This is a genomic window from Chthoniobacter flavus Ellin428 (assembly GCF_000173075.1).
Taxonomy (GTDB): Bacteria; Verrucomicrobiota; Verrucomicrobiia; order Chthoniobacterales; family Chthoniobacteraceae; genus Chthoniobacter; species Chthoniobacter flavus.
Genome location: NZ_ABVL01000003.1, coordinates 507,559 through 534,499, shown reverse-complemented (window position 1 = coordinate 534,499; position 26,941 = coordinate 507,559). Strand labels below are relative to the sequence as shown.

Annotated in this window: 20 protein-coding genes; 7 read left to right on the top strand and 13 right to left on the bottom strand. The window is 61.8% G+C overall.

Annotation, left to right across the window (positions count from 1 at the left end; genetic code table 11):
* Positions 1-75: 75 nt before the first annotated feature.
* Positions 76-1,347, bottom strand: coding sequence for an adenylosuccinate synthase (locus CFE428DRAFT_RS07760; RefSeq protein ID WP_006978944.1), 1,272 nt, complete (start codon positions 1,345-1,347; stop codon positions 76-78).
* A gap of 209 nt (positions 1,348-1,556) precedes the next feature.
* Here CFE428DRAFT_RS07760 and CFE428DRAFT_RS07755 point away from each other — a divergent pair, with 209 nt between their 5' ends.
* On the top strand, positions 1,557-2,792 hold the full coding sequence (locus CFE428DRAFT_RS07755) for a hypothetical protein (RefSeq protein ID WP_006978943.1): 1,236 nt from the start codon (positions 1,557-1,559) through the stop codon (positions 2,790-2,792).
* 8 nt (positions 2,793-2,800) lie between these two features.
* Here the strand turns inward: CFE428DRAFT_RS07755 and CFE428DRAFT_RS07750 are convergent, their stop codons facing one another.
* Positions 2,801-3,841: a DUF3500 domain-containing protein gene (locus CFE428DRAFT_RS07750; RefSeq protein ID WP_006978942.1), complete on the bottom strand. Its 1,041-nt coding sequence runs from the start codon at positions 3,839-3,841 to the stop codon at positions 2,801-2,803.
* Positions 3,842-3,860: 19 nt separating this feature from the next.
* Positions 3,861-4,253: a hypothetical protein gene (locus CFE428DRAFT_RS37115; RefSeq protein ID WP_006978941.1), complete on the bottom strand. Its 393-nt coding sequence runs from the start codon at positions 4,251-4,253 to the stop codon at positions 3,861-3,863.
* Between the two features lie 470 nt (positions 4,254-4,723).
* Here CFE428DRAFT_RS37115 and mfd point away from each other — a divergent pair, with 470 nt between their 5' ends.
* Complete coding sequence (gene mfd / locus CFE428DRAFT_RS07740) at positions 4,724-7,972, top strand: transcription-repair coupling factor (RefSeq protein WP_006978940.1); 3,249 nt, start codon at positions 4,724-4,726, stop codon at positions 7,970-7,972.
* A gap of 163 nt (positions 7,973-8,135) precedes the next feature.
* Here mfd and CFE428DRAFT_RS07735 read toward each other — a convergent pair whose 3' ends face one another.
* The 5 genes from CFE428DRAFT_RS07735 to CFE428DRAFT_RS07715 form a co-directional block, all read right to left on the bottom strand.
* Entirely contained in the window at positions 8,136-8,516 is a 381-nt protein-coding gene (locus CFE428DRAFT_RS07735) for a J domain-containing protein (protein ID WP_006978938.1), read from the bottom strand.
* Positions 8,517-8,555: 39 nt separating this feature from the next.
* Complete coding sequence (locus CFE428DRAFT_RS07730; protein ID WP_006978937.1) at positions 8,556-8,969, bottom strand: hypothetical protein; 414 nt, start codon at positions 8,967-8,969, stop codon at positions 8,556-8,558.
* 144 nt (positions 8,970-9,113) lie between these two features.
* Positions 9,114-10,982: a trypsin-like peptidase domain-containing protein gene (locus CFE428DRAFT_RS07725; RefSeq protein WP_006978936.1), complete on the bottom strand. Its 1,869-nt coding sequence runs from the start codon at positions 10,980-10,982 to the stop codon at positions 9,114-9,116.
* A 57-nt stretch (positions 10,983-11,039) separates the two neighbouring features.
* Positions 11,040-12,956 (bottom strand): trypsin-like peptidase domain-containing protein, encoded by a 1,917-nt coding sequence (locus CFE428DRAFT_RS07720; RefSeq protein ID WP_006978935.1) that lies wholly within the window; start codon positions 12,954-12,956, stop codon positions 11,040-11,042.
* 173 nt (positions 12,957-13,129) lie between these two features.
* Positions 13,130-13,525 (bottom strand): (R)-mandelonitrile lyase, encoded by a 396-nt coding sequence (locus tag CFE428DRAFT_RS07715; RefSeq protein ID WP_006978934.1) that lies wholly within the window; start codon positions 13,523-13,525, stop codon positions 13,130-13,132.
* Positions 13,526-13,719: 194 nt separating this feature from the next.
* Between CFE428DRAFT_RS07715 and CFE428DRAFT_RS07710 the strand changes: the two genes are divergently transcribed.
* The 3 genes from CFE428DRAFT_RS07710 to CFE428DRAFT_RS07705 all read left to right on the top strand — a co-directional run bounded on the left by CFE428DRAFT_RS07710 (position 13,720) and on the right by CFE428DRAFT_RS07705 (position 18,445).
* Positions 13,720-16,572 (top strand): aconitate hydratase, encoded by a 2,853-nt coding sequence (locus tag CFE428DRAFT_RS07710; RefSeq protein ID WP_006978933.1) that lies wholly within the window; start codon positions 13,720-13,722, stop codon positions 16,570-16,572.
* Positions 16,573-16,683: 111 nt separating this feature from the next.
* Positions 16,684-16,887: a type II toxin-antitoxin system HicB family antitoxin gene (locus CFE428DRAFT_RS35495; RefSeq protein WP_006978932.1), complete on the top strand. Its 204-nt coding sequence runs from the start codon at positions 16,684-16,686 to the stop codon at positions 16,885-16,887.
* Between the two features lie 346 nt (positions 16,888-17,233).
* Entirely contained in the window at positions 17,234-18,445 is a 1,212-nt protein-coding gene (locus CFE428DRAFT_RS07705) for a phospholipid carrier-dependent glycosyltransferase (protein WP_006978931.1), read from the top strand.
* A gap of 153 nt (positions 18,446-18,598) precedes the next feature.
* On the opposite strand, the gene CFE428DRAFT_RS07700 is transcribed toward CFE428DRAFT_RS07705, so the two are convergent.
* The gene (locus tag CFE428DRAFT_RS07700) at positions 18,599-19,483 is read right to left on the bottom strand and encodes an alpha/beta hydrolase (protein ID WP_006978930.1); all 885 of its coding nucleotides are present in this window, start codon (positions 19,481-19,483) and stop codon (positions 18,599-18,601) included.
* Positions 19,484-19,620: 137 nt separating this feature from the next.
* On the opposite strand from CFE428DRAFT_RS07700, the gene CFE428DRAFT_RS07695 reads away from it, so the two are divergent.
* Positions 19,621-21,012, top strand: coding sequence for a Gfo/Idh/MocA family oxidoreductase (locus tag CFE428DRAFT_RS07695; RefSeq protein ID WP_006978929.1), 1,392 nt, complete (start codon positions 19,621-19,623; stop codon positions 21,010-21,012).
* A 220-nt stretch (positions 21,013-21,232) separates the two neighbouring features.
* On the opposite strand, the gene CFE428DRAFT_RS33220 is transcribed toward CFE428DRAFT_RS07695, so the two are convergent.
* Positions 21,233-21,628, bottom strand: a complete 396-nt coding sequence (locus CFE428DRAFT_RS33220; RefSeq protein WP_006978928.1) for a DUF6572 domain-containing protein — start codon at positions 21,626-21,628, stop codon at positions 21,233-21,235.
* Between the two features lie 139 nt (positions 21,629-21,767).
* Here CFE428DRAFT_RS33220 and CFE428DRAFT_RS07685 point away from each other — a divergent pair, with 139 nt between their 5' ends.
* Positions 21,768-22,730 carry an NADPH:quinone reductase gene (locus tag CFE428DRAFT_RS07685; RefSeq protein WP_006978927.1) on the top strand — a complete coding sequence of 321 codons (963 nt, stop codon included), beginning with the start codon at positions 21,768-21,770 and terminating at the stop codon, positions 22,728-22,730.
* 285 nt (positions 22,731-23,015) lie between these two features.
* On the opposite strand, the gene aroC is transcribed toward CFE428DRAFT_RS07685, so the two are convergent.
* The 3 genes from aroC to CFE428DRAFT_RS07670 form a co-directional block, all read right to left on the bottom strand.
* The gene (gene aroC, locus CFE428DRAFT_RS07680) at positions 23,016-24,098 is read right to left on the bottom strand and encodes a chorismate synthase (protein WP_006978926.1); all 1,083 of its coding nucleotides are present in this window, start codon (positions 24,096-24,098) and stop codon (positions 23,016-23,018) included.
* Between the two features lie 111 nt (positions 24,099-24,209).
* Positions 24,210-25,364, bottom strand: a complete 1,155-nt coding sequence (locus tag CFE428DRAFT_RS07675) for a sulfite reductase subunit alpha (protein WP_006978925.1) — start codon at positions 25,362-25,364, stop codon at positions 24,210-24,212.
* 203 nt (positions 25,365-25,567) lie between these two features.
* Positions 25,568-26,857, bottom strand: a complete 1,290-nt coding sequence (locus CFE428DRAFT_RS07670) for a PP2C family protein-serine/threonine phosphatase (RefSeq protein ID WP_131990096.1) — start codon at positions 26,855-26,857, stop codon at positions 25,568-25,570.
* Positions 26,858-26,941 lie beyond the last annotated feature (84 nt).

The window sequence follows — 26,941 nt, the reverse complement described above, 5'->3', positions numbered from 1 at the left end:
GATCGGCCTGCAGGAACGAACGCGAAGAGCGCAGTGCGTGCGGGAAGAACCCTATCGGCAAGCGCCGATCGGCGCTTACAACACGATCGTCTGGTCGCGATTCGGGCCGACGCTGGCGATGGTCAGCTTGGCGCCGGTGAGCTTCGCGATCGTCTGCAGATAGCTGCGCGCGTTCTTCGGCAGGTCGGAGAATTTCTTTGCCTCATGCGTCGGCTTTTGCCAGCCGGGCAGTTCGATATAGACGGGCTTGGCGTCGCGGAGTTGCTGGAAATCCGACGGCGGCACGTCCACGGTCTTTTTGCCGATCTTGTAGTGCGTGCAGATCTTGATCGTGGCCAGCGTGTCGAGGCCATCGAGATTGGTCACGGCGATGTCATCGATGCCATTGATCATCCCGGCGTAGCGCACGGCCACGGCGTCGAACCAGCCGCAGCGACGGGCGCGTCCCGTGGTGGCGCCAAATTCGCGGCCCATGCCGTGCAGCATGTCGGAAAACTCGGCGTTCTCCGTGGGGAAAGGCCCCTCGCCCACGCGAGTGGTGTAGGCCTTCATCACGCCAAGCACGCGGTCGATGCGGTGCGGCGCCACGCCCGAACCGGTGCAAGCGCCGCCGGCCGTGGTATTCGAAGACGTCACGTAGGGATACGTGCCGTGATCGATATCGAGAAAAGTGCCCTGCGCGCCTTCGAAGAGCATCTCCTTCTTCTGGCGAAGCGCTTCGTGCAGATAGACGACCGTGTTGCCCACAAAGGGCGCGAGCTTCTTGCCAGCTTCGAGGTAGGCGGCATTCACCTCGGCAAATTTCAGCGGCTTGGCGCCGAGCGCCTTCAGCACCGCGTTGTTCTCCTTGATCCGTTGCGCGAGCTTTTCCGAGAAGAGCGCCGGCTGCATGAGATCGCCCATCCGCAGGCCGATGCGCGCGGCCTTGTCACCATACGCCGGGCCGATGCCGCGCTTGGTGGTGCCGATCTTGTTCTTGCCCTTCTTCGATTCGCGTTGCTCGTCGAGCACGCGGTGATACGGCAGCACGAGGTGCGCGCAATCCGAAATGAGCAGGTTGTCCTTGGTGACCTTGATCTTCTTCTCGCGCAGGCCGTCGATTTCCTTGGCCACGGCCACCGGGTCGATGACCACGCCATTGCCGATCACGCACTTCTTGCCCGGGCGCAGGATGCCGCTGGGAATGAGATGCAGGATGTATTTCGTGCCACCGACGATCACGGTATGGCCGGCATTATTCCCCCCCTGCGAACGGACAACGATGTCCGCCGTCTCGGTGAGGAAGTCGATGATTTTGCCTTTGCCTTCGTCGCCCCATTGGGCGCCGACCAGAATCGTATTGGACATGACTAAACGGGAGATGGTGATGTGTGGACGTTAAAAAACGTCCCGGGCACCGGGGAGGCGCCTTGCGGGACGTTTGCCGACAATAGAGGCATTCGTCGCGCTGGCCAGAGGAAAATGTGTCATGTGGGTGACAAATCGGTCCGTTTGAAGAGATCGGCCGAATAGAAGTCGACCAATGCTTCATTCACTCGTTAGTTAACCGCCTCCCGATGAGGTCCCCTCTTCTTTTCCTTTTCACCGCTCTGCTCGGCCTCGGGCTGGTTGCGTGTCATCGATCTGCCGTCGTCGAGCTGCCGCCGCCGAATCCCGTCGGGCACTGGCAGTGGAGCAATCCCGTCCTCGGATCCTGGCGCCTGAACATCAAGGCGGACGGCACTTTCGAGCGCGAATCCACGACGCCGCTGGATCATCGCCACACGTCCTCCATCAGCGGACGCTGGACCATGGCCGCGACCGGGCAAAAGGCGACGTTTCTTGAACGGCACCGCGTGTTGCAGAAAACCAGCGCGGAAGAGGATTTCCTGCAAAAGGCGGGGATCGTGGGAGTGAGGCGGAACTCCATTCAACTTTCGGCCCCCGGTTCCTTGAGTCTTTTCTACTACACGCCCAAAGATGCCGACCGCGCGACCGGCGCGGTGTGGACGGAACCCTCCGTCGCGGAGGCCGTCCTCGGGCCGGCTCCCGCCGACAAGGTCGGCATGGTGGAAAAGCGCGGGCTGCGCACCTTCACCGACACGAGCACGGGCGAAACCTTTCTCGATCTCGAGGGCATGACGTTCCATAAGGCGACCGCATCCACCACCGCGTCTGGCGCGACACCCGGCGGAGAGACCCACGCTGACGCCGGCGGCCCGGCCGCCACTCCTTCCGCCGCGAATATCGAGTTCCTGAAAATCGAAGCCTTTCTCGGCGTCGCCCTGGAATTGCCCAAGGACTGGCAGGCCAATAATCCCGATACGCCAGCACAGCCGGCGATACCCGTCACCGCGCTGGCGGGCCATCCGCGGACGCCCAAGGCAAACAGTGCATGGCGTTTCGCACCGCCCGGTGAGTTCGAGGACACCTTTGTTTTACTGAGCATGCAGGCCCCCACCTACACCGCGCAACAGCTCAAGGACGCTTCGCAAAACGACCTCGACCGTTTCGCCACGGCCTTCGTGAAAACTGCCGCGCATCCACTCGAGTCGAAAGGCTATTTCCTCAAGTCCGACGTCACGGCCGAACGCGTCGAGCTTGCCGGGCGTACCGGGGCTTTGTGCAAAGGCCAGTCGATCGATCCGGGAAAGAACCTTCGCTCGGTCCAAGTCTATACCATCCCCACTGCGGCTGGCACCATCATCCTGGCAACCTGCTGGGACCCGGAAGCGGACCCGCCGACGAAGCCGATCATCGATCGCATCTGCGCGAGCCTGCGCATGGCGGAAGGCTTCGCGGTCACGAAGTAGTCCGTCGTCTACACCTTCGCCACGCTGACGTAGGTGTGCACATGCGGCAGCACGCGGAAATTCCAGATGAAGCCTGGCCCTTCCAGACGCCAGTAGCTCCACGGTTCCTTCTCGCTCGTCTCCGTGTCGCGATAAAACGCGAGGTGAATCTTCTCCATGCCGCCGTTGGCCCGCACAATGTCCATCACCTCCGCCACGTCCTCCTCGCGATACGGCGCGAGCACGTCCTTGAGCACGTTCTCGATGAGCCCCTTCTGGTCCGCGCTCAAGTCGGTGCCGCAAATGCCGGGCAATTCGCGCCCTTCCGTCGGAAAGAAAACGGTGTCCGCGCGATTCGCCGGGCGTCCATCAATGATCGCGTGCTTCTGCTGATCGGCATTGAGTGCGTCGAAGACACTCATCACCTTGCGCGTTTGTTCGTTGAAGACATTGCGCTCGCTGTAGCCATTGACGATGTGGCCGTAGAAAATCGGGCCCCCGAAGGCCGTGTTCGGCTCGGAATTTCCGTCGCAACGCATGGTGAGATGATGCCCGGTGAAGAGGAAGCTGAACTTCCGGTCGCCTTCAGGATCGCCGAAGACATACGCGCCGCAGGAGAGAATGCCGTCGTTCGTATCCCAACCGCCGTTGCGGGTGATCTTGCGCCAGCCGTCGTCGCCCGAAGCCATGGACATCATGATGCGCTCGATGAGTTCGCGTTGCGCCTTCGTGCAAGTCTCGCCGATCGCCTTGCCGATGGCCGTATTGTAAACGCCGAGCCGCGCCGGGGTATCGCCGGCGCCGGTGTAATTCCACGGGAAGACGAGTTGCGTCCGCTGAAAGGGATTCAGGCTGGCGTAAAACTCGCGCACCAGCTCCTCCGTCGGCTTGGCCACATGATCCACGGGCCGCAACGGCGCAGCCGAGGCGCCATTCACGAGAAGGCGGCCGGCTAGTGAGCCCACGGCCGCGCCGCCGACGAGGCGGAAGAAACCGCGGCGATCCACGGTGGATATGGGAGAAATAGCGCCCGCGCATTCCTGACAATCGACGGGAGAGATCGTGTTCATGGGAAGAAGGAGTGGAGGTTTATTTTGCCGCAGCGGAAACGGGAACCGTCGTGGTCGTGGCCGTGGTGGTGTTCGTGGTCGCCGATTGCGTGACCAACGTCCGCTCGTGTTCATCGAGAACGCCGTCGTGATTGAGATCGGCCTCATCAAAGAGTTTGCCAAACAGCTCCGGCACCTCGCTCTTTTCCAGGAGCTGGTTTTTGTTCGCATCGAAATCCGCCCAATGCTCCAGCAGCGCGCGGAAGTCCACCATGGTGAGCTTCGGACTCGCCCCGGGATTGCCAAAGCGCGGCGTATCCGCCAGCGGACGATCGAAGCCTCCGCGCGGGCGCGGCTTGGGGTCTTCGGCCTTGGCGGTCGCGATCGCGACAGCGAACACAGTCAGCGCAGTGAGAAATGACACGCGTTTCATGGGAGCATGGGGGATGGAACGGCAAGCGGAGTATCCACCCGAAAATGGATCTCCGCGAGCAAGTTTTCGGGCCCGCTCACGAATTCCAAACGCGAAGGAGGAAGGCACAACCGAAGTAAACGAGGAGTCGTGAGGCAGAAAACCCTGGGAGGGGCGATCTCCAGGTCGCCCTGCGTCGCGGAGCGACGCCTTGAGGATGGCGCTTCGCACGTTGGATTCGGTCGGCGACTGGGAAGTCGCCGCCCCCAAAGGCACACATTTTGCCGCGGTTGGACCCCAAAATCGGCGGTCATCTTGGAGCGTGAGAGAAAGAACACCCAACATCCAACGCCCAATGAAGAAAGAGCGCGCGTCACGCGCTTGCGCCATTGGATGTTGGGTGTTGGACGTTGGATGTTGGATGTTAGCCCCGGGCTCCTTTGTGTGCTTGCGAACACGCCCCGAATGAACGACAGCTTTCAGCCCTTTTCGTGAAAACACCACCCAACCCGCTCGAGCAAATCGCTGCCGCGCCTCCCCTGGAGGCGAAGCTGGCGCTTGTTCGCAAGGGCGAGGCGGTGTCGTTCGAGCACGTGGTGGCGGCGGCGCAGCCTTTTCTCGCCGCGCTGCTCGTGCAGCAGGCCAAGGCCCGAGTCTGGATCGTCTGCCCGAATGTCCGCACGCAGGAGACGATGCACAATGAACTGCTCCAGTGGTTCCCGGACGCGCTGTTTTTCCCGGAGATCGATCGTGCGCCGGTGGAAGGCGCGCTGCCCGACCCGGAGAGCATCGCCGAGCGGCTGGGCATCGTGCAACGGCTGACCAGCGTGAAGGGCCGGCAGGTGGTGGTGCTCACCCGGGCCAGCCTGGACGATGAAGTCCCCTCGCCCGCTGCGCTCAAGCAACTCGAGATCCGCCTGCGCCGCTCCACGCGCCTCGACCGCGAGAAGCTGCTCAAGCAACTTGCCGAGGCCGGTTACGAGCACGTGCCTCAGGTCTCGGCCCGTGGCCAGTTCGCGGTGCGCGGCGGCATTCTCGATGTCTTTTCCTTTCACCATTCGTTGCCCGTGCGCATCGAGTTGTTCGACGACGAGATCGATTCCCTGCGCGAGTTCGATCTCGATACCCAGATCAGCGTGCAGCATCTCGACACGGTGACGCTTCTGCTCGGCGAAGCCGCCGCGGAGCGGGCCAGTTGCAAGCTCCAGGAACTGGTCACCGAGCGCGACATCACCATCGATGCCGAGGCCAGTTGGTTCGCCGCCCAGGTGCGGATCATGGAGCATTCGGAGGGCGCGGCCACCGAGGGCGCGGAGGATTATTCCACGGCCTTCTTCGATCACGGCCTTGGCGAATTCGAAGCCGGTGATTTCGTCGTCGATGAAATCAAGCGCGAGCGTTTCTTTTCCCAGCTCCGCGAATGGCGCACCGAGGGCTGGCGGGTGCACGTCTTCTGCAACAACGAAGGCGAGATCGAACGTCTGCACGACCTGCTCCCGCCGGTCGAGGCGGATGCCCTGCAATTCACCGTCGGCACGCTCAATTGCGGTTTCACTTTTCCCTCGGCAAAGGTCGCGGTGCTCAGCGATGCCGAGCTCTTCGGCCGCTATCGCAACACCCGCGCCCGCCGCATGGCCCTGCGCCGCGCGCGCGAGCAGGCCAGCCGTTCGCAGATCGATTTCAGCGAACTAAACGAGGACGATTACGTCGTGCATCTCGAGCACGGCATCGGCCGCTACGAGGGCATGAAATCCATCCCGCGCGCCGATGGCAAAACGGAGGAAGTGCTGGTCCTCGCCTTCGCCGATGACGCCCGGCTCTACGTGCCGCTGGAACAAAGCTACCTCGTCTCGCGCTACGTCGGCGTGGGCAAAAAGAATCCGGCCCTTTCCGTGCTCGGCGACGGCAAATGGGCCAAAGCGAAGAAGAACGCGGAGAAAGCGGTTTTCGACTACGCCTCGAAGCTCCTCGCCGTGCATGCCGAGCGCGAGACAGCCGTCGGCTACGCCTTTCCGCCGGATAACAAATGGCAGCGCGAATTCGAGTCGTCGTTTCTTTTCAAGGAAACCGTCGACCAGCTCACGGCCATCGCCGCGTCCAAGGCGGACATGGAATCCGAGCGGCCCATGGACCGGCTCATCTGCGGCGACGTGGGTTTTGGCAAAACGGAAGTGGCGATTCGCGCGGCCTTCAAGTCGGTGATGGGCGGCAAGCAGGTCGCCATCCTCGTGCCGACGACGGTGCTCGCCGAACAGCACTATCGCAATTTCCGCGAGCGCATGAGCGATTACCCGGTGACGGTGGAATTGCTCAGCCGCTTCCGCACCGCCGCCGAGCAGCGCAAGACGGTGCAAGGCCTCGCCGACGGCCGCGTGGACATCGTCGTCGGCACGCACCGGCTGATCTCGAAGGACATTCTCTTCAAGGATCTCGGGCTGGTCGTGATCGATGAAGAGCAGCGCTTCGGCGTGCTGCACAAGGAACGTTTCAAGGAAATGTTCAAGCTCGTGGACATGCTCACACTCAGCGCCACGCCCATCCCGCGCACGCTCTATCTCTCGCTCATGGGCGCGAAGGACATGAGCACCATCGAGACGCCGCCGCTCAACCGCATCCCGACGGAAACGCTCATCTGTCCCTACGACGAGCGGATCATCCGCGACGCCATCAATCGCGAACTCAGCCGGCAGGGCCAGGTGTATTTCCTGCACAATCGCGTGCACTCCATCGAGATGATGCGCGACAAGATCAAGAAGCTCTGCCCGAAGGCGCGTTGCGTGATCGGCCACGGTCAGATGGATGAGCATGAACTCGAGGACGTGATGCACGAGTTCGTCAGCGGCGCGGCGGATGTGCTCATCTCCACGACGATCATCGAGAGCGGCCTCGATATTCCGAATGCGAACACGATCATCATCGACCGCGCCGACCGCTTCGGCCTGGCCGATCTCTATCAGCTTCGCGGCCGCGTGGGTCGCGCGCAGCACAAGGCCTACGCCTACCTCTTGCTCCCGCGCGAGATGATGACCCAGGGCGAGGCGCGCCGCCGCATCAACGCCATCAAGCAATACAGTTCGCTCGGCGCCGGATTCAAAATCGCCATGCGCGACCTGGAAATCCGCGGCGCCGGCAACATCCTCGGAACGGCCCAGAGCGGGCATATCGTGAACATTGGCTTCGACCTGTATTGCGCGCTGCTCAAGCAGGCCATCGCCAAGCTGAAGGGCGAGAAAGTGCGCGCGCGACTGGAGGTCGTGCTGCGCACGGACTTCGTGGCCACACGTGAGGCGGAATTTTTGAATCGGAGTTCGAAGATCGAAGATGGCAGATCGGAAATGGCAGGACGAGGATCGGCCGCGAACTCCGAACTCCGAACTCCGATCTCCGATTTCGCCCCCGCCTTCCTTCCCAGTGTCTACATCGGCGAATCCCAGCCACGCATCCAGGCATATCGCAAGCTCGCCGAGGTCACGACGCAGGAACAACTCGATACGATTCGCAAGACGTGGCGCGATCGTTACGGCGTCTTGCCTGAGGCCGCGGAAAATCTGCTCGTGATGACCGAGATCAAGCTCGCCGCGACCGCGCGCAAATTCACCATGGTGGAAGCGCGCGACGGCAAACTCATCCTCACCCGTGGCGGCGATTACGTGCAGATCGGCGGCAAATTCCCGCGCCTCACCGCCACCGATCCCAGCGAACGCCTGCGCGAAATGCTGGGGATGATTCGCAGTCTGTAGCAGCGGTTTTTGGGTGGATGGCCACAAAGAGGCACAAAAGACACAAAAGAAGAGCCCTCGTAGGCCACTCCTATTTCCATGTGTGTCGCCCGCTGGCTTGGGGAATGAATTTTTTGTTCCTCCTGCGCCTTTTTGTGGCCATCCCCGATCCCGCTTTTGCGGTTCAGCCCTTCAACATGCGCCGCGCGGCTTCGTAGGCCGCATTGATCCGCCGCGTCTCCTCATCCGCCACGCGGCGGATGCGCTCGGACATATGCGCCACCTTGTCGGGATGATTTTGGGCGATGAGCTCGCGGTAAGCCGCTGTCACTTCCTTCAGCGATGCGCCGCGTGGCACGCGCAGCACCTCCCACCATGGCGGCCCTGACGGCGCCGATTGGCGTGGTGACGACGCCGCGCGTCGCTGTTGCTCCTCCGCGGGCGAAGGCCGGCCCTCGCGGCCTGCTTCAAATTCCGCATGCAGCTTTTTCGCCGTGCGCGACGCCACGCCGAAGGCGAAATCCAGCCAGCTCATGCTCCCGCCTGGTTTCTTCGGCGTGGTCATGGCTGCGGTGCGTTCATCGATTTCAGAATCACACCACCACTATTCATCCACTTCCTCCCATTGCGCCAGCGCCGGCCAACCGGCGGCATTATTTCGATAGGCAATGAGCAGCGTAATGATCTGCTCCGCACCAAAATCTCCGACTCCGCGATAACGCCGCCCCGAAACGCCATCGTAATGTTCCACCTCGAAACCCTCGCGTGCATCGCCACTGATCTCCATGGAATGCCGCGCATCGCGATCGAGAATGAGAAACGCGTACGTCGTGCACGCATCCAGACTCCCCACCGCCGCGCGAATCTGCTCATCCGTCGGCGAAGGAATTCGTTGCTCCCCGGCAATCTCCAAGGTCGGCTGCACGCCCAACGGCGCCGCACCGGAAGGCGAACCCGGTCCTCCATCCGCCGGCGGCGCGCACGGATATTCACGAAGGCGGCGAAAGAGCGAATTCATGGAGGAGATGGCTCATCTCAACTCAGGAACGGGAGGAGAGCAATGAGAATGATCCCTCGGAGCGGGAACGAACTTTCGAACGCCAAATATCGCTCCCACATTGGACGCGTTTCGTCATTCGTTCCCGCTGCGCGGGATCATGCGTTATTTATGCCCCGCCGCCTCGAGCAGCGGTTTGAGTTGTTCAAAGAGCTTTTCCCGAACCTTTATTTCCGCTTCGAGCCGATTGCGAAAATACGTGTAGCTCAAGTGCCCGTCGACCGCCTTGACATCGGCTTTCACCATGAAGGCCATGCCATTGAGGAAAGTCTGCCCGGCCTGCACCCGGTCGGCCGAACTCAGGTCGTGCCGGTTAACCTTTTGCTCCCATTGCATGCCGGCCACGCGCAGCGTGTCGGTGCGGTAGTGCGTCGGCGTCTGGGCGGAGACGCTTTCGTAAAAATTGAAAATGTCCTCCGTGAGCTGGGAGATTTTCCAGAGCTTGTCCGCTTCCGCGTAAAACTCCCCCGGGTTCACCGGCTCCCACCCGGGTATCTTATCGATCCGATAGCCAAAATGGCGCCCGATCTTGGTACCGTTCAAGCGGACGTCGTTTCCAAATTCGTCGTAGGGCCGTCGAGAATAGGTCGCGATGCCGATGACCTTGCCGGTCTTGAGATGAATGATCGGGCTGCCGCTGGTGCCGGGCGCAAAAGGAGCGCTCACCTCGATCTGATCGGGCCCCACGCCCGTCACCGTCCCCTGCCAGGAAGAGACCACGCCGCCTCCCTGCGCATTGCCCATCACCATCAAGCCATCGCCGATTTGCACCGCCGTCCCCAAGTCCGGCATCGCCTCGAACACATGCTCGGGCGCCTTCGCCACCGGGAAGCGAAAGACATCCGGCCCCGCCGCCACTGCGACCGCATCGGGAGTCAGCATTTCTCCGTCCAACAGAACAAAGCGCGGCGGCCTGCTGATGCCTAACAGGTGCGTGTTCGAAAACAACCACGTCTGATTTCCCATGCGGCAAATGAATCCATTGCCGATGATCTCCGCCCCATCCTTCACCGCGGCGATGGAATCCCGGTGCAAGAGCATCGTGCTGAGATCCTCCGCCGCGCCCGGCACTATGACATCGCCATTGGGCTGCACGTTGCCTTGCGGTTCCTTCTTTTTCGAGAAATCCGGCAGCTTCGGCAGCGACTCTCCCGCCTTCTTGAGATAAGGCACCACGGAACCCGCGAGCTTGCCCGCCTTGGTCAGAAACGAATCCGGCACCGGTGTCGCCGGGACCATCGAGGCCGCCGGAGCAGGCAACGCGGCAGAAGTCGGTGCGTGGACAGCCACAGGCGCCGCGACAGGCAAAGGCGCGGGCGTCGCACTGACCACGACCGGCGCGGAAACCGGCTCGCTCGGTGCCGCCGCGACCGGCCCTTTCGGCCGGCTCTCTTCCACGGGCAAAGGCTCGGCTGGTTCGATCCGTGTCACCGGTTCCGTCTTCTCCGCCGGCAATTTCGACATGATGTAATGGTGGCACAACCACGGCAGCAAAATCACCGCGAGTAAAAGCAGCGCGCCCGTCACCTTGCGACCACCGCGCAGCAGCACCACACCCGCCACCACCGCAATCGCCAGCCACGGTGCCCAAAAGACCACCGGCCAGCGCGAGAGCGCCAGCGCCAGCAGACCGAGCAGCAGGCAGATCGCGCCCGTGGTCAATCCTCGCTCCACGACGCTCCGGCACAATCGCGTCCACGCCCATTTTAAAATACTCCGCCAATCCGGCACATCGCCCGGCGCCACTGGCGGCGATGCCTGCCGAGCTTGCGGCGTCTGCGCTGGCTTCAGCATCGCGAGAATTTCATCCAGCGGCAGCCAGTCGGCCTGCCCGGTCCCATGCACCAGATCGCCCGTGGCAAAACGCCCCGACGCGACGCCCTCGCGCAGTTCCATTTCCGAATACGGGCCAGACACTACTCCATCCTTCGACACGTGATAGGCGACAGTTTCCGCAGGGGGCGATCCATTCATCGGCGGCGAAAATGACGCGTTAGTTCCGAGATGCCAATCGCAAACCGGCAAAACGGTTCACCGTTTGTGGCTCATGCTATGGCGCGATTCCGGAGCGCTGATGTCGGCAAATTCGGTATTGAACGCCTGGTAGAGTTGATCGCGCACCTTCGTCTCGTCGCTGAGCTTGTTGCGAAAATACGTGTAGCGCATGCGGCCATCGAGATTCGCCACATCGATCCGCACCATGAACCGCAGCGAATTGAGAAAGCCCTGCGTCGCCGTGCGCCGATCGGATTCGCTCGGGTGCCCCTCGCGCACCCGGCTCATCCAATCCGCCGCCGGCCGGCGCAGCGTATCCGTGGCAAAATTCGGCTCCTTCTTATTCCGCAACGCGGACAGAAAATCGAAGATATCCTCGGTCAATTTCGAGACCTGCTCCATCTGTTCGGCCTCCGCGTACATCTCCGCCCAATTCACTGGCTCCCACGCCGGCACCTTGTCGATCCGATATCCGTAGCGGCGCACCACCACCTCGCCCTTGCCATTCGTCGGGACGCCACTCGCGCCGCCCTGCGGATGCAAGGAAAACTCCTCGTAGCGCTTCGTAAGATACGTCGCGATGCCGATGACCTTCCCCGTCTTCAGGTGGATAATCGGGCTGCCGCTATTGCCGGGAATGAATTCCGCCGAAACCTCCAGCCGGTCTGGACCAATGCCCACGACCTTGCCCTTCAACTCGGTCACCACACCGCCCCCACCCTTGTTGCCGAGCACGATCACATCATCGTCGATGTGCACGTCGTTATCGAAATCCGTCGTCGCCTCCAGCACATGCCGCGGCGGCTGGGTCAGCGCCAGGCGCGCGATGTCCCGGCCCACAGCCAATTCCGCCGTCCCCGGGGTGATCGAGACGCCATCGAGCCGCGTGATCACGGGCTGCCGCACTTCGGAGATCACGTGAATATTGGAAAACAGCCACGCCTTATCGCCCAGACGGCACAGGAAACCGCTGCCCGAACCATTGCTCCCTTTGATGATGACCAGGGCATCATTCTGCGGCACGAAGGCGGGCGGCTCTTCCTTGTTTCCCGCCGGCGCGGCGGAAGGCGCCAATGACGGCGCCGCCAATTTCGTCGGCCCGACTGGCGGCAAGCCGGGGATCGGCGGCTGGGCTTTCGGCGGAGCCAGCGGGGTCAGATCCTGTGGAATGGAGGCAATCGGCGGCGGCGCCAGCGCGGGTTGCGGCTCAGTTGGAAGCGAGGCCGATGCGGGCGATGAATTCGACGAATCGGGAGCCGGCGCCTTCACCCGGTTGAAAAGAGTCACGACCGAGCTGGCGAGGCCCGTCGCTTTATCGAGCAGGCTGGGCGAAGCCGGCGCCGCGGCAGGCTCGACCTTCGCCGCTCCGGGGTCTGCCGCAGGTGCGGAAATCGTCGTCGGCGCGTCGCTCGGGCTCTCTTCTATCGCCACGCTCGAGGTGAGGCCGGGAATCTTGTCCGCCACCGCTTTCGCGCCGATATGGAGAAACAGCCAGGGCACGGCAATCACCCCCACGAGCACGAGCACGGCGGGCACCTTGCGTTCGCGCCGGAAAAGGATCACGCCGGCCAGCGCCGCGAGGAGAAAGCACGGCACCCAAAAGACAAACGGCCATTTGGAAAGCACGAGAAACAGCACCCCGATGGACAGACACACAATCGCCATCCCGCCCAACTGCTCATCAAAATGAGACCGCAACCGCCACCACGCCCATTTCAGGATACTATTCCAGTCCGGCGCCAGCGCGCCCTTCATCTCGTGTCCTTGCCCCCCGAAAACCCGCTTGAGAGGACGCCAATGCTTCTGCCCCTCGGTCTGGACAAAATCCGTCTCCTCGAACCGCCCGTCGGCCAGCCCCGCCCGCAATTCCTCTTCGGAAAAGGGGCCTAACATCTGTCCACGCCGCAGCACGTGGTATTCTACTGCGCTGTCCGCAAAGGGGGCACCATTCATCTGCGGCGAAGATGCCGCGTCCTGGGCAAGATGCAAATGTCAAACGGGGCGGCGGGAAGGCAGAACGCCCAACATCCAACGTCCAACACTCAACATCCAATGAAGAGGCGTACTGCAGTGCGCTTGCGTGATTGGGTGTTGGGTGTTGGGTGTTGGATGTTCTGCCTTTCCTTTCACCCGCGATACTGCTCGTCGCTCACCTTCTCCAGCCAGTCGACCGCCTTGCCATCGAGCTGCTCCTGGATCGCGAGATGCGTCATCGCCGTCGTCGCCGCCGCGCCATGCCAGTGCTTTTCCCCGGGTGCAAACCAGACGACATCCCCGGGGCGGATCTCCTCGATCGGTCCGCCCCAGCGCTGCGCGCGCCCGCACCCGGAGGTCACGATCAAAGTCTGCCCCAGCGGATGGGTATGCCACGCCGTCCGCGCGCCCGGCTCAAAGGTCACACTTGCTCCGACCGCACGTCCCGGAGCCGCCGCCTGAAACAAGGGATCAATCCGTACCGTGCCGGTAAACCAATCCGCCGGTCCAGGGTTGGATGCTTGGGAGCCAATTCTTTTGATTTCCATAGAGATAGGGAATGAGCCTCTTTGATAACCCCATTCGCGCCCCAGCTCCAGCTCGAGAATGCACAGCTATCGGCTCGCTCCAAAATCTCTGCGACCTCTGCGTCTCCGCGTCTCTGCGTTTAAAAACACCCCACCCCACCCTATATGATTCTCTTGCGACCCATGCCGCGATTCGCTTTTGTGGATGACTAATCATGAGCGACGCATTCAAGACCAAGCAGCAATTCGAACTGGGTTCCGGTAAACAAGGCAGCTTCTACTCGCTGCCCGCCTTGGAAAAGCAAGGCGTCGGTCCGATCTCGCGCCTCCCCATTTCCATTCGTATCGTCCTCGAATCCGTCCTCCGCAATTGCGACGGCAAGAAGGTCTCCGAGCAGGACGTCAAGACCCTCGCCAACTGGAACGCCAAAAAGCCCGCCCAGGTGGAAATCCCCTTCCTCGTGGCCCGCGTCGTCTTGCAGGACTTCACCGGCGTGCCGCTGCTCGTCGACCTCGCGGCCATGCGCTCCACCGTGGAGCGGCTGGGACGCGACCCGAAAATGATCGAACCCCTCGTGCCGGTGGACCTCGTCGTCGACCACTCGGTGCAGGTCGATTTCTTCGGCTCCGCCCAGGCGCTCGAGCTCAATCTCGAATTCGAGTTCAAGCGCAACCGCGAGCGTTACCAGCTCCTCAAGTGGGGCCAGCAAGCCTTCCAGACCTTCGGCGTCGTGCCGCCGGGCATCGGCATCGTGCACCAGGTGAATCTCGAATACCTCGCCAAGGGCATGCTGGAAAAGGACGGCGTCTATTATCCGGATACCCTCGTCGGCACCGATTCGCACACCACCATGATCAATGGTCTCGGCGTGGTCGGCTGGGGCGTGGGCGGCATTGAGGCCGAAGCCGGCATGCTCGGCCAGCCCGTGTATTTCCTCACGCCGGAAGTCGTCGGCGTCCACCTCACCGGCGCGCTCAAGGAAGGCGTCACCGCCACCGATCTCGTGCTGCACGTCACGCAGATGCTGCGCAAGGCGAAGGTCGTCGGCAAGTTCGTCGAATTTTACGGCCCGGGCGCGAAGTCGCTCCCGGTGGTCGATCGTGCAACCATCGCCAACATGGCGCCCGAGTACGGCGCGACCATGGGCTTCTTCGGCGTGGACGAAGAAACCACGCGCTACCTCACCGGCACCGGCCGCAGCGAAGAGCACGTAAAGTCGTTTGAAAATTACTACAAGGCGCAGGGCCTGTGGGGCATTCCGGAGAACAAAGGCCAGATCGATTACTCGGTCGACCTCGAACTCGACATCTCCACCGTGGTGCCCGGCGTGGCCGGCCCGAAGCGTCCGCAGGATCGCATCGTCCTGCCTGAGCTCGGCAGCACCTTCCGCTCGCTCCTCACCAAGTCCGTGCCCGATGGCGGCTACGGCAAGAAGGAAGCTGACATCGCACTCGAAGTGCCGGTGCACATCAATGGTTCCAACACCAATGGGCATCACAACATGTTCTCCACCGACGCGGCGCAGGCGAAAAATCACCTGCAGGAAGGCACGCCACAGCACGTCTCGGAGATGATCACCAACCGGCCGACGCCGGACTCCGCCGCGGACCTCGCCGCGTCGCCTTACAAGAAGGCGGACGTGAAGGTCGGCAATGGCAGCGTGCTCATCGCGGCCATCACTTCGTGCACGAATACTTCCAACCCGAGCGTGATGCTCGGCGCCGGCCTGCTTGCCAAAAAGGCCGTGGAGAAAGGCCTCATGGTGAATCCGGCGGTGAAGACTTCGCTCGGGCCCGGCTCGCGCGTGGTCACCGATTATCTCACCAAGACCGGCCTGCAGCAGTATCTCGACACGCTCGGCTTCCAGACCGTCGGCTACGGTTGCACGACCTGCATCGGCAACTCCGGCCCGCTGCATCCCGCGCTCGAGGAAGCGATCAACAAGAACGATCTCGTGGCCGCCAGCGTGCTCTCGGGCAACCGCAACTTCGAGGCGCGCGTGCATCAGAATATCAAGGCGAACTTCCTCATGTCGCCGCCGCTCGTCGTCGCCTTCGCGCTTGCCGGCACGGTGGATATCGACCTCAGCAAGGACCCGCTTGGCAAGGGCAAGGATGGGCAGGACGTGTTCCTCAAGGACATCTGGCCGAGCCTCAAAGAAATCCGCGAAGCCATGACCAGCGCACTCAAGCCCGAGGTCTTCCGCAAGCTCTACACCGACTTCGCCAATCAGAACCCGAAGTGGAACGAAGTCCCCTCGTCTGTCGGTGAAGTTTATTCGTGGGACGAGAAGTCGACTTACATTCAGGAGCCGCCGTTTTTCGAGGGCTTCGGCATGGAGCCGGGACACATCACCGAGATCAAGGGCGCGCGTTCGCTCGGCATCTTCGGCGATTCCGTCACCACCGATCACATCAGCCCGGCCGGCGCGATCAAGAAGACCAGCCCCGCGGGCAAGTTCCTGCTCGACAATGGTGTGTCGCAGGAAGACTTCAACAGCTACGGCTCGCGCCGCGGCAATGACCGCGTGATGACCCGCGGCACCTTCGCCAACGTGCGCATTAAGAACCTCATGGTGCCCGGCGTGGAAGGTGGCGTGACCAAGCATCAGCCCGACGGCGAGCAGATGTCGATCTATGATGCCTCGATGAAGTATCAGCAGGCCGGCACGCCGCTGGTCATCTTCGCCGGCCATGAATATGGCACCGGCAGCTCGCGAGACTGGGCGGCGAAAGGCACGCTGCTCCTCGGCGTAAAAGCCGTGATCGCCCAATCCTTCGAGCGTATCCATCGCTCCAACCTGTGCGGCATGGGCGTGGTCCCGCTGCAATTCCCCGAAGGCGTGAGCGCGCAGACCCTCCAACTCGACGGCACGGAGACCATCGACGTGCTCGGTCTCGACGACAACATCAAGCCGATGAGCGACGTGAAGATCGTCATCCACCGCGCCAACGGGAAGAGCGAAGAGCTCACCGTGAAGAGCCGCATCGACACCGGCATCGAAGTCGACTACGTGCGCCACGGCGGCATCCTGCCCTATGTGTTGCGGCAATTGCTCGGCGCATAGCGCCAGGTTTTCTTAATCTTAATCCTAATCTTAATCTTAATCCCCAACCGGAAAGAGACAGATTAGGATTAAGAGTAAGATTAAGATTAAGGCTCCGACCGGAACCAGCCCATGAAACTCCGCCTCGTAGTTGAACAGCATGCTACCACGGGCCGTTGGGCTTCGTATTTTCCGGAAATTCCGGGGTGCGCATCCACCGGCGACAGCGGGGTGGACGCGATCGCCAATGCCCGCGAGGCACTGGAGCTGTGGTTCGAACCCACACCGCTTCGATTGCCCAAAGATGCGAGGATCGTCGAGATCGCTGTCTCTTGAGCAACCACTTTGTCGTACCTATGAATCCCGGAGAAGCAAGGCGGCGAATGTGTCCCGGGTATCCGCTGAACGGATACTGTCCCGAAGGGACAACGGAATTTAGCCGGTGGCGAAAGCCGCCGGAACCCGCACACCTATCATTCGCCCCGGAGGGGCGGTGGAAATGAAAAAGTGTCGCGTCCCGCACCCCTCCGGGGCTTCGCGTATGTTGGTGGGAGATTCCGGTGGCTTTCGCCACCGGCTAAATTCTGCCGTCCCTCCGGGACGATGCTTCCCCGACGCCATTTAGCCATTCGTGAACACTATCCAAGCTCGATTGCCTTTCGCCCTTCAAACTCCCAGTCCCATGCCCCGCTCCATCGTCTACTGGTCCGTAGTCGTCCTGCTAACGATCTTCGGCGCGTATTTCCGCTTCCCGCTCCATCGCGATCCGGGTTTCCCGAGCAACTTCGACGAGCAGGTCTATATCGCCTATGTCGACCGTCTCGCGGAGCACGGCATCGCTTCCTATCCCGCCATTTTCCATGACTATGTCGAGCAGGCCAGCAAAGCCGAAATCGTCTTTCTGCCACCGAGTCGAGTGGGCTACGTCGTCCCGGCGTGGTTACTCACCCGGTTGACAAAGTGGAATTCCTACGAAGCGCTGCGGATGGTCTCGGCAGTGGGGAGCTTTCTCTTTGCGCTGACGGGGTTTTTCTTTGCCCGCCGCTGGGTCACCCCACGCATGGCGCTGGCCGTCCTCGGGTTGCTCATCTGTGCACCGCTGCAGATTCATCTCTCGCAATTTGTCTTTATCGATGGCGTGGCGGCGTTTTGGGCACTGCTCACGGCGGTCTCGGTTTGGGAATGCTTTCAACAGCCGCGCCGCCTCGGATGGGCGATTACCGCGGGCTTCGCCGCCTGGGCACTGCTCCTCACGAAACAGGAGATCGCCGCTTTCGTGGCGCTATTTCTGATCGTGGCGCTGCTGCTCGGTAAACGCCTCGGTTTCTCGACCGATCGCCGACCCGTTTTCGTCGCACTGACCTGCGCTGGATTGCTCGGGGTGCTGGTGCTCGTCCTTACCGCCGGCGGCGTTTCCGTGTTGGGCGAGACTTTCCGAATCTACATCGAGCGTTCACCGCAAATCCCCTACGCTGTCAAAACCGGCGACGGTCCTTGGAACCGCTATCTCATCGAGCTGGTCCTCCTCAGCCCGCTCGTCTTTCTCCTGGCGCTGTGCGGCATCTTCCGCGGCCAGCCCAAAGGCTCGGTGGGGAGATACTGGCTGCTCTTCCTCGTCACCACTTACCTCATCATGGGTAACGTGCAGTATGGGATGAACCTGCGCTACACCGCGATGTGGGACTTTCCCCTCGCGCTCTTTGCTGTCATGGCAATCTCATCGCTGACCACGCGGCGGCGGCATCCCGTGGTGTGGGCGGCGGCGTTGACCGGAGTGGTCTGCCTGATGACCTTTCGCCAGTACAACGTCATCTTTCGGGAAAATGCCCTCGGCCAGAATCTTTACGATCCTATTCCGGAATACATGCTCCGCGCGGTGCGGATTCTGAAATAGCGTTGGAATAAGAGGCAGGCGTCGCTCCGCGACGGGCCGCTCTGATGAGGCTACCGTGGACTAAAGTCCACGGCTACAGGCCTGGCATCGCTCCGCGATGCGCCCTGCCTCCAGCTCGAATGTCGGTTCAGGCGAGCAATGCGGGTGTGAACCTCACTTCATAAACCCGTGCTCCTTCAGCCAGAACGCGCAGTCGCGCGTCCACGGGTGCAGCTTCTCGGGATCGAATGTCTTGAAGCCGAGGCCGATGCCATGCTTGCCCTTTTGATAGAGGTGTAAATCGAACGGCACACCCTTCTCGCGCATGGCGTCGGCGAAGGCGAAGGCATTGTCGACCGGGACCTTTTCGTCCTCGACCGTCTGCCAGATGAATGTCGTCGGCGTGTCCTTCCGCACGTTGAGCCGCGGCGAGAGCAGGTTCTTCAACTCCGGTGTGGCATGCGCGCCGAGGAAACGCGCTTCACGTTCCGGATTCGGCTGATCGAAAAGAATGAAGCCGTAGCACAGCACCGCGAGATCGGGCCGCGAGCTCACGCGCTCGACAGGGTCCGCATCATCCGGTTTGCCGTTGTCGAATTGCGTGATGAGCGTGGCCGTGAGATGGCCACCCGCACTGGAGCCGATCATGCCGATGCGTTTCGGATCGATGCCCCACTCCGTGGCGTGCGCGCGCACCGTGCGCAGTGCGCGGGCCGCATCGAGCAACGTGGTCGGCACGAAATAGCCATCGGTCGTGAGGCGATACTTCAGCACGAAGGCGGCGATGCCCAGCGAGTTCAGCCATTTGGCAAAAGGCTCGCCTTCGTGCGCGGCGAGATTGCGATAGCCGCCGCCGGGGCAAACGATGAAAGCCGCTCCACTCGCCTGGTCGTCGGCCGGCCAGTACGGCGTGAGCGTCGGAATATCCTTCGGCGCGTCGCCGAGTGCGTCGGGCGCTTTCCCCGCCCAGAGGCGCATCGGTTCCGTGGGATGCTCGGCGGCGACCACCGAACCGACGACGAAGACACACAGCAACGAGAGAACGCGGGGAGAAATCATGTCGCGGATGCTTTCGCTTTTTCGCCGGCAGTGCAAGGGCGGCAAGTGCAAAAACCTTACGCAAGTACGTCTAAGGTTCCGGCTCTTTGAAGCATTGACAGAACATCCGCGCACCGCGCACCGTTAGCACTCTCACCATGAACGACCCCCTCATACACACGCCCACTCGGCGTCAATTCCTCAAAACCACCGCCGCTGCCTCCGCACTCGCCGGCGTCAGCGTCCCCTTCGTCCACGGCGCCAGCGACGACACGCTGCAAGTCGCGCTCATCGGTTGCGGTGGCCGCGGCACCGGTGCGGCGCACAACGCCATGTCGGTCACCGGGCCGCCGGTCAAGCTCGTGGCCATGGCCGACGTGTATCAGGAAAGGCTCGATAAGAGCTACAAGTCGCTCAAGACCCAGCACGAAGACAAAGTCGACGTGCCGGATGACCGCAAGTTCATCGGCTTCGATGGTTACAAGCACGCGATGGATTCGCTGAAGAAAGGCGACATCGCCATCTTCACCACCCCCCTCGCGTTCCGCTGGGTGCACTTCCGTTATGCCATCGACAAGGGGCTGAACGTCTTCATGGAAAAGCCGCTCATCGCCGATGGTGCGAGCGCGAAGAAGATGTATGCCATGGCCGAGGAATCGGAAAAGAAAGGCATGAAAGTCGGCGTCGGTCTCATGTCCCGCCACAGCAAGCCGATGCAGGAATTGCACAAGCGCGTGCAGGATGGCGAAATCGGCGAGATCATCAACATGCGCGGCTATCGCATGTCCGGCCCGCTGGCTTCCGCGTTTTCGGAAAAGTGGCCCGGCCTGACCGACAAGTCGGCGCCGACCGAACTGCTTTGGCAGATCAGCCGCTTCCACAGCTTCCTCTGGGCGAGCGGCGGTTGCTTCGCCGACTTCTACATCCATCACATCGATCATCTCTGCTGGATGAAGAATGCGTGGCCGATCAAGGCGCAGACGGTGGGTGGACGTCACTATCGCTATAATTACGTCGACCAGAACTTCGACAGCTACTCGGTGGAATACACCTTCGAGGACGGCAGCAAGTTCTACATGGACGGCCGCTGCATGGTCGGCGCGCTGCCCCTCTATTCCAGCTATCTGCACGGCAGCAAGGGCCTGGCGATCGTCTCCAAGAATGGCGACATCGGCACGCCTTCCAGCACCTACAAGGGCCAGAACCCGAGCCGCGCCAACCAGATCTGGCAGAGCACGGACACGACGAATCCTTACCAGAACGAATGGGATGCGCTGGTCAGCGCCATCCGCACCGACCAACCGCACCATGAAGTGAAGCGCGGCGTCGACGCCAGCGTGGCGACGGGCATGGGCCGTATGGCCGGCCACACCGCGCAGGAGATCACCTGGGACGACTTCCTCAACTGCGACCACGCCTTCGCGCCCGACGCGGACAAGTTCACGATGGACGGACCGCCGCCGGTCAAGTGCGACAAGGACGGCAAGTATCCTGTGCCGGAGCCGGGCATCGTCAAGAAGTACGAATACCAGCCTCAGGACAAAGCCTAAGCCGCTCGATTCGCCATCGCTTCTGTTTAACCCGCGCAGAAGCCGAAGAAAGATTCCGTATGGAGGGTACCTGCCGGGGAGGCCATGCTTCCCCGGCAGTTCTATTTTAACTCTTAATCTTAATCGTAATCTTAATCTTAATCCCCTCGGCCAGCGGACGGCGGAAGAGTAAGATTACGATTAAGAGTAAGATTAAGAACTGCGGCTTTTCCCAAGCCGGTCAATGGCCTTCGTGGCAGCCGCAGCCCGGACCGCAACCGCCTTCGCCCATCACCCGCACTTCCAGATTGATGCCTTGAAACGCAATCTGGTCGCGCACCATGCTCAGGAAGCCGACGACGTCGTTCGGTGGCATGCCCACGCAATCGAGCTGGACGCGGATCTTCTTTCCGTCGAATTGCGGAAACGACTCGGCCATCTCGCCATCGAGCGCGAAGGAGAGATACGCGTTGATCTTCTCCTGGAGCTGAAAGAGGCGCACCTCCGATCCGTCCCAAGGACGCGGCTCCAGCATGATCAGCGTGACTTCGCCGGTATTCGCGTCCTCGGCGATGACGTCGATGACATCCGCAAACTCTACGCCGCGCGGAGATGGGTCGATGGATTCAGAACTCACAGGGTGCAATGAATTGTCCAGCCGGGGCCGAATGTCAAAAGTTCCTCGCCGCTTACGCGCAGCCTTCCGCCCCCTCGCGAAAGAACTCGGACTTCCTTCTTCCGCAAACATCCGCTAACAGCGAACCTCCTCCGCGTTCATGAAAGCCATCCGCGTCCAGCAATTCGGCGAGCCTGATGTCCTCCAGGTCGCCACCGTCCCCGATCTCACTCCCGCCGCCGGCCAGATCCTCGTCCGCATCCAGGCGATCGGCATCAACCCGGTCGAAACCTACATCCGCTCCGGCAAGTATGCCAAGCTGCCGCCGCCGCCCTATACTCCGGGTACCGATGGCGCAGGCACGATCGCCGCGCTCGGCAGCGGCGTTACCGGCTGGAAAGTGGGCGATCGTGTTTATCTCGCCGGTTCGGTCACTGGCACTTACGCCGAGCAGGCCCTCTGCGAACCCGTCCATCTTCATCCCCTGCCCGACAACGTCTCCTTTACCCAAGGCGCGGCGCTCGGCGTGCCCTACACGACGGCCCACGTCGCCCTGTTTCATCGTGGCCATCTGCGCTCGGGCGAGATCATCCTCATCCACGGCGCCACAGGCGGAGTCGGTCTCGCCGCTGTGCAACTCGCGCAAACCGTGGGAGCGCGTGTGCTGGCCACCGGTGGCACCGACGAAGGACGTTTGCTACTGCTCGATCAAGGCGCCTACGCGGTTTTCGACCATCATTCGAAGGACTATCCGGAACGCATCCTCGATACGACCGACGGGCGCGGGGTGGATTTCATCCTGGAGATGCTGGCCAGCGTCAATCTGGGCAAAGACCTTCCCATGCTGGCCAACAACGGCCGCGTAGTCATCGTCGGCAGCCGTGGACCGGTGGAAATCAATCCGCGCGACCTCATGGCGCGCAACGCCGATGTTCGCGGCGTGATGGTTTTCGGCACACCCGCACCGGTGCTCACCGAAGCGCATCTGGCCATCGTCTCGGGGCTGAAGGAAGGCAAGCTCCACCCGATCATCGCCCGCGAGTTTCCGCTCGCGGATGCAGCCGAAGCGCACAAGACCGTGATGGCTCCGGGAGCTTCGGGGAAGATCGTGCTGGTGAACTAGGCTAAATCGACATTCAGCCAGTGGACGACAGCGGTCTTTTCAATCGCTGAGCGATGTTTGCCTGTAGCCGTGGACTTTAGTCCACGGAAGGGCGTCCATGAGGCGCGTCGCGGAGCGACGTTTGCGACCGCGACTCACCGCCAAAAGGCCAACGTCGCTCCGCGACGAGGCCGCTGGGAAAAGGTTTCCGTGGGCTAAAGTCCACGGCTACAGGCATGAATCGCTCCGCGATTAGAAGAATCGCCAACGCACGCTTTCAGCGAATGCCAGATTCAGTCTGGCGGATTACCCCACCTGCCCGCGCTGACGCAGGGCGTGGTCGACGAGGACCAGCGCCGCCATGGCTTCCACCATGGGCACCGCTCGCGGGAGCACGCACGGGTCGTGGCGTCCGCGCGCTTGGAGCTCCGTCGCTTCGCCAGTGACGGTCACCGTCTCCTGGGGTTTGAAAATGGTCGCCGTGGGCTTGAAGGCGATGCGCAGGAAGATCGGCTCGCCATTGGTGATGCCGCCTTGAATGCCGCCGGAGAGATTGGTCCGCGTGCGCACTTTGCCACTCTCCATCACGAAAGCGTCGTTGTGCTCCGAGCCGCGCAGACGCGTCCCAGCGAAGCCGCTGCCGACTTCGAAACCCTTGGTCGCCGGCAGACTCATCATCGCCTTGGCCAGGTCCGCTTCGATCTTGTCGAAGACCGGTTCACCCCAGCCCGCCGGCGTGCCGCGGATGACGCACTCGATCGTCCCCCCCACGCTGTCGCCCTCGCTGCGCACCTGCTTGATGAAATCGATCATCTCCTGCGCCTTCGCCGGATCGGGGCAGCGCACAATGTTCGACTCGACCTCCTCCATCGTAACCGTCTCCGGATTAACGTAGGCCTTGATTTCGTGAATCGTCTTCACATAGGCCACGATCTCCAGCCCCGGCGCCAATTGCGTCAGCGCCTTCTTGGCCACAGCCGCGGCAGCCACACGCCCGATCGTCTCCCGCGCCGAAGCGCGCCCACCGCCCTGCCAATTGCGAATGCCATACTTCGCCTGGTAGGTGTAGTCGGCGTGGGACGGGCGATAGGCCGTCTCCATCTCGCGGTACGATTCCGGCCGCGCGTCCTTGTTCATGACGGCGACACAGATCGGCGTGCCGAGCGTCTGCCCCTGGAACACTCCAGAGAGAATGCGGCACTGATCCGCTTCATCGCGCGGGGTGACAATCTCACTCTGGCCGGGACGGCGGCGGTCGAGATCGCGCTGGATATCCGCCTCGCTCAATTCAAGGCGCGGCGGACAACCATCAATCACAACGCCGACACCGCCCCCATGGGATTCACCCCAGGTGGAGATGCGGAAAGCTTGGCCAAACTGACTGGACATGATGTGGGATTAAGGAGTTCCAAGAGCCTGGAGCCAAGAGCCAAGTGCGCCACATTCTAGCGCTCGGCCGGGCCACTTGGCTCTCGTTACTTGGCTCTTGGCACTGATCTCTCAGTACACGTCCTTCTTGTAACGCTTCTCCTTCTTCAGGCTCTCGACGTAAGCCGCCGCTTCTTCGGGCGATTTGCCACCCTGCGACTCGGCGATGCGATGCAGTTCGGTATCCACGTCCTTGGCCATGCGGGCACCATCGCCGCACACATAGAAGTGCGCGCCTTCCTGCAACCATTTCCACAGCTCCGCGGCGTTCTCGCGCATTTTGTCCTGCACGTAAATCTTGTTGGCCTGGTCGCGGGAAAAGGCGACCTCGAGCTTGTTCAGCACGCCATCGGCCTGCAGCGCGGCGAGTTCTTGTTCGTAAAGGAAATCCTTCGCGCGGGTCTGCTCACCGAAGAAGAGCCAGTTCTTGCCCTTCGCGCCGGTCACCTTGCGCTCCTGGATGTAAGCGCGGAACGGCGCCACACCCGTGCCCGGGCCGACCATGATGACCGGGGTATTCGTGTCTTCCGGCAGACGGAAATGTTTGGCCGTATGGACGAACACGCCGGCCTTCTGGTCGCCACCCCAGCGTTCGGCGAGGAAGGTCGAGGCCACGCCCTTGCGCTTCCGCCCATGGCTCTCGTAACGCACCGTGGCCACGGTGAGATGCACGGATTCGGGATTCGCCTTGAGCGACGAGGCGATCGAGTAAAGGCGCGGCTGCAACTTGCGCAGCGTCTTCACGAATTCTTCCACACCCCACTTCACTGAATGATGCGCGAGGAGGAAATCGATGAACTCGAGACCCCAGAGGTAATCCTCCAGCGCCTTTTTCTGCGCCGGGTCGTTGAAAAGATCGCGCAAATCGGCGACTGCGGAGTCGGCCTTCTCGATGAGCGCCTTGAGGAATTCCTTGCTCGGTTGGGTGATGATATAGTCGCCAAGCAGCGCATTCCGCAGGGACTTCGGCTGTCCATCCGACCCCGTCACGCTTTCCTCGCCGGTGGCGCCGATGGCCGTGATGATCTCCTGCACGAGCTCCGGGTCGTTCGTGGCAAAAAGACCCAGGGAATCGCCGACTTCGTAATTCAGCCCCGAACCGGCGAGCGAAATTTCATGATGGCGCGTGTCCTTGCCCGATCCTTCTCCCGACAGCTTGCGATTAACGGGATGAAGAGCGGGAAACGGATTTTTGCGCGAATAAAGCGAAGTAGGATCTGACGACATAAAACGGCGGAGAATAGGGCGCATGAAACGCCCCCGCAAGTCCGTCGTGTGTCACGGGGCATCTTCTTCTTAATCGTAATCCTTAATCCTTAATCCTTCGCCCAGACCCGACGTCTGAAGGATTAAGGATTAACGATTAAGGATTAAGGATTAAAGATTATGATCAAGGGCACGCCAGGCTGCGCAAGATCGCGTTCTCGTCGCTACCTCGCCGGTATTTCGGCGGCGAGCAGGCAGACGTCGTCGTCGAAGCCACGCGCCGCGTAGGATCGCACGGCGGCGACGATGCCATCGACCAACACCGGGAGCGGTTCAGCGGCCAAAGCCCGGGTGAACTCGGCGAGGCCTTCGACACTGAGTAGAGTGCCATCGGCCCCGTCCACTTCGAACAGCCCATCGGTGTAGAAGAGGATGATGTCCCCGGCCTCGAGAGATCGTTCGTAGTTGCCGAAAGTCACCTGCGGGAAAATGCCGAGTGCGGGGTTGAAATCACAGCGCGGTTGATCGAGCAAGCCCACAGTCCCCTTTCCTCGCATGAGGTGCAGCGGCGCGGGATGCCCGGCACTGGCGTAGCTGACCGAGCGGCGTTCGGCATCGAAGATGGCGTAGGCGGCGGTGACGAACATCACTCCTGTTTCCGTGGGGATGATCTCGATGAGACCGCGGTTCACGCGGGCGAGCACTTCGCCCGGCGAGGAAACGTGGGTGCAGGCTTCCTGCACGAGCACCCGCATCATGGCGGTGATCAGGGCGGAGCGGACGCCATGGCCCATCACATCGCAGATGAAGACGCCGGCCCGGTGCTCGCCGAGCGGGAAGACGTGAAAAAGATCGCCGCTCACCGCCGTAGAGGGCAGATAGTGATGGGCAAAGCGCAGGGTGCTATCCTCGGCCTTCGCTCCGGGCGGAAAGGCGGGAAATTGCCGCGGCAGGAGCGTGAGTTGCATCTCACGCGCGAGAGCGAGGTCCATCTCCATCTGTTCGTTCTTGTTCGCGATTTCCCGGCGTTGAGCCTGCAATTGCTCCACGTGCGCCTCGAGTAGGGATGTCTGCAAGCGAACCAGCGTGTGGACGTGAATGAGGCCCAGGAAGAGACCCTCGCTATCCACGAGAATGACGTCGTCGTAAAATTCCGCCGCCTCCCGCGAAAATACGGCCCGCAGGACAGCGTCGACCGTCATATCTACAGATACCGAGAGCGAAGTCGGCGCCATATGGGCGCGGGCGGGTTTGCGAGCGAAAAGGGCGTAACCGTAGCGGCCGCCGAGCAGCATCCCAATCTCACGCCGCGCACAGACACCCTCCGGTCGCTGGCCATCGAGCACGGCCATGTATTCCTGCTTGTGGCCCCGAAAACGCTCAAAGGCGGTATCCGTCGGTTCGTCCCCTTGCACCGCCTCGCTGTGGCCAATCAAGGTCCGCCAATCGATCATCCCATCCGCCATTTTCGGCTCAGAAGCGGACGGGGCAGTCGAGGAGGACGGAGCGGTCACGGCACATAAGATGCCGGGAGTTTCAGCGGAACGCTTGAGCAGGATTGTTACAATTGCGTGGCGGACGCTCCATCGGGCGGATCC

Bases quoted from the DNA above. Each gene is read 5' to 3' on its own strand.
- CFE428DRAFT_RS07760 (WP_006978944.1), bottom strand. From the start codon at position 1,347: ATGTCCAATACGATTCTGGTCGGCGCCCAATGGGGCGACGAAGGCAAA.
- CFE428DRAFT_RS07755 (WP_006978943.1), top strand. From the start codon at position 1,557: ATGAGGTCCCCTCTTCTTTTCCTTTTCACCGCTCTGCTCGGCCTCGGG.
- CFE428DRAFT_RS07750 (WP_006978942.1), bottom strand. From the start codon at position 3,841: ATGAACACGATCTCTCCCGTCGATTGTCAGGAATGCGCGGGCGCTATT.
- CFE428DRAFT_RS37115 (WP_006978941.1), bottom strand. From the start codon at position 4,253: ATGAAACGCGTGTCATTTCTCACTGCGCTGACTGTGTTCGCTGTCGCG.
- CFE428DRAFT_RS07735 (WP_006978938.1), bottom strand. From the start codon at position 8,516: ATGACCACGCCGAAGAAACCAGGCGGGAGCATGAGCTGGCTGGATTTC.
- CFE428DRAFT_RS07730 (WP_006978937.1), bottom strand. From the start codon at position 8,969: ATGAATTCGCTCTTTCGCCGCCTTCGTGAATATCCGTGCGCGCCGCCG.
- CFE428DRAFT_RS07725 (WP_006978936.1), bottom strand. From the start codon at position 10,982: ATGAATGGATCGCCCCCTGCGGAAACTGTCGCCTATCACGTGTCGAAG.
- CFE428DRAFT_RS07720 (WP_006978935.1), bottom strand. From the start codon at position 12,956: ATGAATGGTGCCCCCTTTGCGGACAGCGCAGTAGAATACCACGTGCTG.
- CFE428DRAFT_RS07715 (WP_006978934.1), bottom strand. From the start codon at position 13,525: ATGGAAATCAAAAGAATTGGCTCCCAAGCATCCAACCCTGGACCGGCG.
- CFE428DRAFT_RS07710 (WP_006978933.1), top strand. From the start codon at position 13,720: ATGAGCGACGCATTCAAGACCAAGCAGCAATTCGAACTGGGTTCCGGT.
- CFE428DRAFT_RS35495 (WP_006978932.1), top strand. From the start codon at position 16,684: ATGAAACTCCGCCTCGTAGTTGAACAGCATGCTACCACGGGCCGTTGG.
- CFE428DRAFT_RS07705 (WP_006978931.1), top strand. From the start codon at position 17,234: ATGCCCCGCTCCATCGTCTACTGGTCCGTAGTCGTCCTGCTAACGATC.
- CFE428DRAFT_RS07700 (WP_006978930.1), bottom strand. From the start codon at position 19,483: ATGATTTCTCCCCGCGTTCTCTCGTTGCTGTGTGTCTTCGTCGTCGGT.
- CFE428DRAFT_RS07695 (WP_006978929.1), top strand. From the start codon at position 19,621: ATGAACGACCCCCTCATACACACGCCCACTCGGCGTCAATTCCTCAAA.
- CFE428DRAFT_RS07685 (WP_006978927.1), top strand. From the start codon at position 21,768: ATGAAAGCCATCCGCGTCCAGCAATTCGGCGAGCCTGATGTCCTCCAG.
- aroC (WP_006978926.1), bottom strand. From the start codon at position 24,098: ATGTCCAGTCAGTTTGGCCAAGCTTTCCGCATCTCCACCTGGGGTGAA.
- CFE428DRAFT_RS07675 (WP_006978925.1), bottom strand. From the start codon at position 25,364: ATGTCGTCAGATCCTACTTCGCTTTATTCGCGCAAAAATCCGTTTCCC.